7 protein-coding genes and 1 pseudogene are annotated in these 6,907 nt (G+C 70.4%); 6 read left to right on the forward strand and 2 right to left on the reverse strand.

Annotated elements, in window-relative coordinates:
• The first annotated feature begins 45 nt into the window (after positions 1 to 45).
• From ABZ215_RS04745 to ABZ215_RS04765, 5 genes are read left to right on the forward strand one after another with little or no spacing between them, the layout of a single operon-like run.
• Positions 46 to 1,050: an ABC transporter permease gene (locus ABZ215_RS04745; protein ID WP_354712687.1), complete on the forward strand. Its 1,005-nt coding sequence runs from the start codon at positions 46 to 48 to the stop codon at positions 1,048 to 1,050.
• Complete coding sequence (locus ABZ215_RS04750) at positions 1,047 to 1,973, forward strand: ABC transporter permease (protein ID WP_020420270.1); 927 nt, start codon at positions 1,047 to 1,049, stop codon at positions 1,971 to 1,973. The genes ABZ215_RS04745 and ABZ215_RS04750 overlap by 4 nt, the downstream gene beginning before the upstream one ends.
• 4 nt (positions 1,974 to 1,977) lie before the next feature.
• Positions 1,978 to 2,973, forward strand: a complete 996-nt coding sequence (locus ABZ215_RS04755) for an ABC transporter ATP-binding protein (RefSeq protein ID WP_354947757.1) — start codon at positions 1,978 to 1,980, stop codon at positions 2,971 to 2,973.
• Positions 2,973 to 4,073, forward strand: coding sequence for an ABC transporter ATP-binding protein (locus ABZ215_RS04760; protein ID WP_020420272.1), 1,101 nt, complete (start codon positions 2,973 to 2,975; stop codon positions 4,071 to 4,073). The genes ABZ215_RS04755 and ABZ215_RS04760 overlap by 1 nt, the downstream gene beginning before the upstream one ends.
• Positions 4,074 to 4,125: 52 nt before the next feature.
• The gene (locus ABZ215_RS04765; protein ID WP_354947759.1) at positions 4,126 to 4,767 is read left to right on the forward strand and encodes a DedA family protein; all 642 of its coding nucleotides are present in this window, start codon (positions 4,126 to 4,128) and stop codon (positions 4,765 to 4,767) included.
• On the opposite strand, the gene ABZ215_RS04770 is transcribed toward ABZ215_RS04765, so the two are convergent.
• Entirely contained in the window at positions 4,725 to 5,630 is a 906-nt protein-coding gene (locus ABZ215_RS04770) for an EamA family transporter (RefSeq protein WP_354947761.1), read from the reverse strand. The two genes, ABZ215_RS04765 and ABZ215_RS04770, sit on opposite strands and share 43 nt — an antisense overlap.
• A gap of 121 nt (positions 5,631 to 5,751) precedes the next feature.
• On the opposite strand from ABZ215_RS04770, the gene ABZ215_RS04775 reads away from it, so the two are divergent.
• Positions 5,752 to 6,663, forward strand: a complete 912-nt coding sequence (locus ABZ215_RS04775; protein ID WP_237335637.1) for a LysR family transcriptional regulator — start codon at positions 5,752 to 5,754, stop codon at positions 6,661 to 6,663.
• 107 nt (positions 6,664 to 6,770) lie between these two features.
• Here ABZ215_RS04775 and ABZ215_RS04780 read toward each other — a convergent pair.
• Positions 6,771 to 6,907: pseudogene (locus ABZ215_RS04780) on the reverse strand (IS982 family transposase); the annotation flags it as partial.

Consider the following 6,907-nt stretch of genomic DNA (forward strand, 5'->3'; position numbering starts at 1 on the left):
GCCCGGCGCGCTTTCCCGCTTCGGTGCGGTCTCCGAGGCACTCACATGCTCCGATTCCTCACGCGTCGGCTGCTGCAAGCGATCCCGACGCTCCTCGTGCTCTCCATCCTGGTCTTCGCCTGGCTCCGCCTGCTGCCCGGTGGCCCCGCTACCGCGCTGCTCGGCGACAAGGCGACGCCGGAGAAGGTCGCGTCCCTGAACAGCGTGCTCGGACTGGATCAACCGATCTTCGTCCAGTACTTCAAGTTCCTCGGCCGCGTCGTCACCGGTGACTTCGGCTCGTCCCTGATCAGCGGCGACACCGTGCTCGCCGAGATCGGGCGCGCCTTCCCCGCCACCATCGAACTCGCGCTCGCGGCGCTGGTCCTCGCGGTCGGTTTCGGCATCCCGATGGGATACCTCGCCGCCCGCTACCGGGGCCGGTTCCTGGACAACGCCACCGTGCTGACCACCCTGGTCGGCGTCGCGGTGCCGGTGTTCTTCTTCGGCGTGCTGCTCAAGTACGTGTTCGCGCAGAAGCTGGGCATCCTGCCGCCGTCCGGGCGCCAGGACGTGACCATCGACGCCACGCACATCACCGGCTTCTTCACCCTGGACGGCCTGCTCACCGGTGAGCTGGACGCGACGTGGGACGCGATCAAGCACCTGATCCTGCCCTCGATCGCGCTGGCCAGCATCCCGTTCGCGGTGATCGTGCGGATCACCCGCGCCTCGGTGCTGGACGTGCAGCAGGAGGACTTCGTGCGCACCGCGGAGTCCAAGGGCCTGACCACGACGACGATCCGCCAGCGGCACGTGCTGCGCAACGCGCTGCTGCCGGTGTCGACGACGATCGGCCTGCAAACCGGTCTGCTGCTCGCCGGGGCCGTGCTCACCGAGAAGGTGTTCAACTGGAACGGGCTCGGATCCCTGCTGGCGCAGGGGATCGAGCGCCGTGACTACCCGCGGCTGCAGGCGTTGCTGCTGCTGGCCGCGCTGGTGTACGTCGTCGTCAACATCCTGGTCGACATCTCCTACGCCATCATCGATCCGAGGGTGCGGGTGCGATGACCTCCATGTTGCGGCGCAAGGCCGAACGCATCGACGACCTGGCGGAGGCCGGTGGCACCAGCCTGGCGGCGGACGCGGTCCGGCGGATGCTGCGGAACCCGGTGGCGATCACCGGCGCGGTCATCACGGTCCTGTTCGTGCTGCTGGCGATCCTGGCCCCGTTCCTGGCGCCGAAGAACCCCTACATCCCCTACGACGAGCTGCGCGTGAACCTGCGGCCGGACTTCATCCCCGGCCCGATGGACGGGTTCGTGCTCGGCAGCGACCACCGCGGGTACGACTTCTTCTCCCGCCTGCTGGTCGGCGCGCAGCAGACACTGATCGTCGGTGTCGTCGCCACCTTGATCGGGCTGGCGGTCGGCATGGTCATCGGCGGTCTGGCCGGCGCGCTGGGCGGCTGGGTGGACACGCTGCTGATGCGGTTCACCGACATCCTGCTCGCGATTCCCTCGCTGCTGCTGGCGATCTCGGTGGCCGCGCTGTTCTCGCAAGGGACACAGTGGACGGTCATCATCGCGGTCGCGGTGGTGAGCGTGCCGATCTTCGCCCGGCTGCTGCGCGGCGCGATGCTCTCACAGAGATCGAGCGACCACGTGCTGGCGGCGACCGCGCTGGGCGTGCGGCGCAGCACGATCGTGTTCCGGCACATGCTGCCGAACTCGCTCGGGCCGGTGGTCGTGCAGGCGACGCTGACGCTGGCGACGTCGATCATCGACGTGGCGGCGCTGTCGTTCCTCGGCCTCGGCGACAACGATCCCAGCCGCGCCGAGTGGGGGCTGATGCTGGCACAGGCCCAGACCCTGCTGGACGTCAAGCCGAGCCTGGCGTTCTACCCGGCCATCGCGATCGTCGTGGTGGCGCTGGGGTTCACGCTGCTCGGCGAGTCGCTGCGCGAGGCGCTCGACCCGAAGAACAGGCGGTAGCGCGTTGAGTCTCCTGCAAGTACGCGACCTGTCGGTCGTCTTCTCCCGCAAGGGAACCCGCCCGTTCACCGCGGTGGACGGGGTCAGTTTCGACGTCGAGCCGGGCCGCACGGTCGGCTTGGTCGGCGAGTCCGGCAGCGGCAAGTCGGTGACCGCGCTCGCGATCATGGGCCTGCTGCCCAAGCGCGGCGCGAAGGTCACCGGCCAGGTGATGTTCGAGGACACCGACCTGCTGCGGCTGTCCGACAAGCAGCTGCGCGACCGGCGCGGCCGCGACCTGGGCATGGTGTTCCAGGACCCGCTGTCGTCGCTGAACCCGGTGATCCCGATCGGCCTGCAGATCACCGAGGTGCTGGAACGGCACCGGAAGATGGACCGCAAGCAGGCGACGGTCGAGGCGGCGGACCTGCTCGACCGCGTCGGCATCCCGGACCCGAACCGGCGGTTGTCGGAGTACCCGCACCAGCTCTCCGGCGGCATGCGGCAGCGCGCGCTCATCGCGATCGCGCTGGCCTGCCGTCCGCGGCTGCTGATCGCGGACGAGCCGACCACCGCGCTGGACGTGACGATCCAGGCGCAGATCCTGGCGCTGCTGTCCGAGCTGGTGCGCGACACCGGCACCGCGCTGATCATGATCACGCACGACCTCGGCGTGGTCGCCGGGCTGTGCGACGAGGTCAACGTCATGTACGGCGGCCGGGTGGTCGAGCGGGCGGAGCGGCACGCGTTGTTCGCCTCCGCCCGGCACCCGTACACGCACGGGCTGCTGTCCTCGATCCCGCGGCTGGACGCGCCGCGCGGGGAGAAGCTGGTGCCGATCAAGGGGTCGGTCGCCGACAACATCCCGTGGTCGCAGGGGTGCGCGTTCGCGCCCCGCTGCCCGAACGCGCTGGACCTGTGCCGGGAGGTCACGCCGGAACTCGAACCCGATTCGAACGGCATGCTGCGGTGCCACAATCCGGTGGGCCGTCCGGTCGCGGCAGGCGAGGGGGTGCGCTGATGTCGGAACCGCTGGTGCGCGTGGAAGGCCTGCAGGTGCACTTCCCGATCAAGCGCGGGCTCGTGCTGGACCGCACGGTCGGGCACGTCTACGCGGTGGACGGGGTGGATCTGGAGATCCAGCGCGGCGAGACGTACGGCCTGGTCGGCGAGTCCGGCTGCGGCAAGACGACGCTGGGCCGCAGCCTGCTGCGGCTGGTGGAGCCGACCGGTGGACGCGCGGTGTTCGACGGCACCGACCTGTCGACGCTCAAGGGCGAGTCGCTGCGGAAGATGCGGCGGCGGATGCAGATGGTGTTCCAGGACCCGCTGTCCAGCCTCGACCCGCGGCAGTCGGTGGAGTCGATCCTCATCGAGGGCATGCGGGCGCACGGCCTGGACAAGGACCGGGAGAGCACGCGCAAGCGCTTGCGAGAGCTGCTGAACGCCGTGGGTCTGCCGGAGAGCTCGCTGCGGAAGTACCCGCACGAGTTCTCCGGCGGGCAGCGCCAGCGCATCGGCATCGCGCGGGCACTGGCCGTCGAACCGGACCTGATCGTCGCCGACGAGCCGGTGTCCGCGCTGGACGTGTCCGTGCAGGCGCAGGTGATCAACCTGCTGGAGGAGCTGCAGGACTCGCTGGGCCTGACCTACCTGGTGATCGCCCACGACCTGGCGGTCGTCCGGCACATCTCCGACCGCATCGGCGTGATGTACCTCGGCTCGCTGGTCGAGGAGACCGACTCGGAGTCGCTCTACGCCGAGCCGCTGCACCCGTACACGCGGGCGCTGCTGTCGGCGATCCCGGTGCCGGACCCGGTGGTCGAGGACAGCCGCGAGCAGATCCTGCTCGCCGGCGACCTGCCCTCGCCCGCCAATCCGCCGTCGGGCTGCCGGTTCCACACCCGCTGCCCGTGGCGGCAGGAGACCAAGTGCGACACCGAGCGGCCCGCGCTGCGGGAGCTCGCCGCCGGGCACCGGGTCGCCTGCCACTGGGCGGAGGACATCCAGGCCGGCCGGATCACGCCGCACGAGGTGAAACCGGAATTGGTGACCGCGCAGTTGTCACCCGATGCGGGTATTCCGCAGGCCGCTTCGGTGGCCGAAATGCTGGAGCCCTGACGCGGGTACCCTGACGGAGAATTTCGCCGGGGTATCCGAAGGGGCTTTCACCGTGCACATCGACGCGTGGCTGGAGACCATCCCGCCGCTCCTGGTCTACCTCACGGTCGGCGTGGTGATCGGCGCGGAGAGCCTCGGGATCCCGTTGCCGGGAGAGATCGTGCTGGTCAGCGCGGCTCTCCTGGCATCGCACCACGACGGGCTGGACCCCTGGCTGATCGGCGCCGTCGCCGCGGGCGGCGCCATCGCCGGGGACAGCATCGGTTACCTGATCGGGCGGAAGGGCGGGCGGCGCCTGTTCGACTGGGCCGGGCGGAAATTCCCCAAGCATTTCGGGCCGGCGCATGTCGCCGCCGCCGAGCGAATGTTCCGGAAACGCGGGGTTTGGGCGGTTTTCTTCGGCCGCTTTGTCGCGATTCTGCGCATTCTGTGCGGCCCGCTCGCCGGGTCGCTGCACATGCACTACCCGCGGTTCCTGTTCGCCAACGCGCTCGGCGGCATCGTCTGGGCGGGCGGCACGACGGCGCTGGTGTACTCGCTCGGCGTGGTCGCGGAGAAGTGGCTGTCCCGGTTCTCCTACGTCGCGCTGGCGGTCGCCGTCGTGGTGGGCGTGGTGGTCGGCCTCGTCGTCAAGAAGCGGATGGGCCGCCGTCACGAGGAGACGAGTTCGGGCAGCGCGCCCGCCGAGCGCTGACGCCTCGGCAGCGAGCCGTACAGCACCCCGGCCACCACGACCAGGCCGGCCAGCACTTCGACCAGCGCCGGGGTCTCGCCGAGCACGAAGAACGCCGCGGACATCCCGACCACCGGCACGAGCAGCGAGAAGGGCGCGACCACGTTGGCCGGGTTGCGGCGCATCAGCACGGTCCAGATGCTCGACCCGAGGACCGTGCCGATCAGCACCACGTAGGCGAACCCGGCCAGGCCGAGCAGGCCTTCGCCGGTGCCCAGCGTGACCAGCGACTGCCACTGCACGGCCGGGCCTTCGAAGATCGTGGACAACGCGAACATCGGGATCGGCGGGACCACCGACATCCACAGCGTGAAGTGGATCGGGTTGTCCGGCCTGGCCTGACGCGAGCACAGGTTCCCCGCGGCCCAGCACAGCGCGCCGAGCAGGGTGAGCACGACCGGCAGCAGCACGGCGTTCTCCGCGCGGTGCCAGGCGATCACGCCCATCCCGGCCACCGCGGCCAGGATTCCGATCAGCTGCCGCGCGGAGAGCGGTTCGCGCAGGAAGATCCCGCCGAGCAGGACCGTGAACGGCGCGGACGCCTGCAGCACCAGCGACGCGAGACCGGTCGGCATGCCGTGGGTCAGCGCGAGGAACAGGAACGCGAACTGGCCGGTGCCGAACCCGAGCCCGAACCCGATGAGCCAGCGCAGCTTCACCTTCGGGCGCGGGATGAACAGGATCGTCGGGATCGCGATCACTGCGAAGCGCAGCGCCGCCGCGAACAGCGGCGGGAAGTGCTCGAGCATCGGGTGCATCGCGATGAAGTTGAGGCCCCACAGGACGACGACGAACAGGGCGAGGAAGCGGTCGCGAACAGACATCGGCGCGCAGCGCCTCCTTCAGGGGTGGTGGTCGGGCGGCGGGTGGGGACGTGTTCAGCGTGCCTCCCGCAACTATGAAGCACAATCGAGATTGTTTGCACCTACTGTGTAGCGTTGCTTCATGGACGTCGGTCGGTTGCGGGTGCTGCGCGAGTTCGCGGACCGCGGGAGCGTGACGGCGGCGGCGAAAGCGCTGCACTGCACGCCGTCGGCGGTGTCGCAGCAGCTCCGGGCGTTGCAGGCGGAGGTCGGGCTGGTGCTGACCGAACCGGCGGGGCGGGGGTTGCGGCTCACCGACGCCGGGCGGGCGCTGGTGGTGCGGGCGGACGAGGTGATCGCCGCGGTGGACCGGGCCGAGGCCGAGCTGGACGTGTTCCGCAGCCTGCCGCGCGGGCGGGTGCGGGTGGCGATCTTCCCGTCCGCGGCGCTGATGCTGCTGCCCGGGCTGCTGCACCGGTTCGCCGAGGTCGAGGGCCTGGAGGTCGAGGTGCGGGACGTCGACATGACGCCGGCGGAGGTGCCCGGGCTGGTCGCCGACTTCGACATCGTGGTCACCCACCGGGACGAGCACGCCGAGCCGTTCCCGCCGGACCGGCTTGACGTGGTGCCGCTGCTGCGCGAACCGCTGGACGTCGCGCTGCCGCTGGGCCACCGCCTCGCGCGCCGCCGCCGGGTCGACCTCACCGAGCTGGCCGGGGAGCAGTGGATCTCGGTGGACGTCGGCTTCCCGGTCGACGACGTGCTGCGCTCGCTGGCGGTGCGGACCGGTGTGCGGCCGCAGATCAAGCAGCGGATCAACGACTTCCGGATCATCGAGGCGCTGGTCGCCGCCGGGCACGGCATCGCGTTGCTGCCGCGGTACACGCTGGCCGGCACGTGGTCGCGCCGCATCGTGCGCCGCCCGCTGGCAGGCATCCGCGCGGCGAGGCTCATCGAAGCCGTCCTGCGCACCGGGGCCGGCACCAGACCGCCGGTGGCCACCGTGCTGGAGCTGCTGCACGCCGAGGCCGCCGCGGTGACGAAACAGCCCTAGGAGTGCCGCCGGGTCACCCATTGGCGGCGGCGATCGTGGTGGAACCTGCTGCAAGCTGGGCCCCGCGGTGACCAAGCAGCCCTCTAGACGAGTAATGCGTAACTCGGTCAGTGGTCGTAGGCGGTCAGGGATCGGGTGACGGGTTGGCCGGTGGCGCGGTTGTGCCAGATGGCGGCGGTGAGGGCCAGGAGTCGTTGGGCGATGCGGACTCCGACGCCCTCGATGGTGCGGCCACCGTGCTGTT

Source organism: Amycolatopsis sp. NPDC006131, assembly GCF_040614175.1.
Taxonomy (GTDB): Bacteria; Actinomycetota; Actinomycetes; order Mycobacteriales; family Pseudonocardiaceae; genus Amycolatopsis_E; species Amycolatopsis_E tucumanensis.

Bases quoted from the DNA above. Each gene is read 5' to 3' on its own strand.
- ABZ215_RS04775 (WP_237335637.1), top strand. From the start codon at position 5,752: ATGGACGTCGGTCGGTTGCGGGTGCTGCGCGAGTTCGCGGACCGCGGG.
- ABZ215_RS04745 (WP_354712687.1), top strand. From the start codon at position 46: ATGCTCCGATTCCTCACGCGTCGGCTGCTGCAAGCGATCCCGACGCTC.
- ABZ215_RS04760 (WP_020420272.1), top strand. From the start codon at position 2,973: ATGTCGGAACCGCTGGTGCGCGTGGAAGGCCTGCAGGTGCACTTCCCG.
- ABZ215_RS04770 (WP_354947761.1), bottom strand. From the start codon at position 5,630: ATGTCTGTTCGCGACCGCTTCCTCGCCCTGTTCGTCGTCGTCCTGTGG.
- ABZ215_RS04750 (WP_020420270.1), top strand. From the start codon at position 1,047: ATGACCTCCATGTTGCGGCGCAAGGCCGAACGCATCGACGACCTGGCG.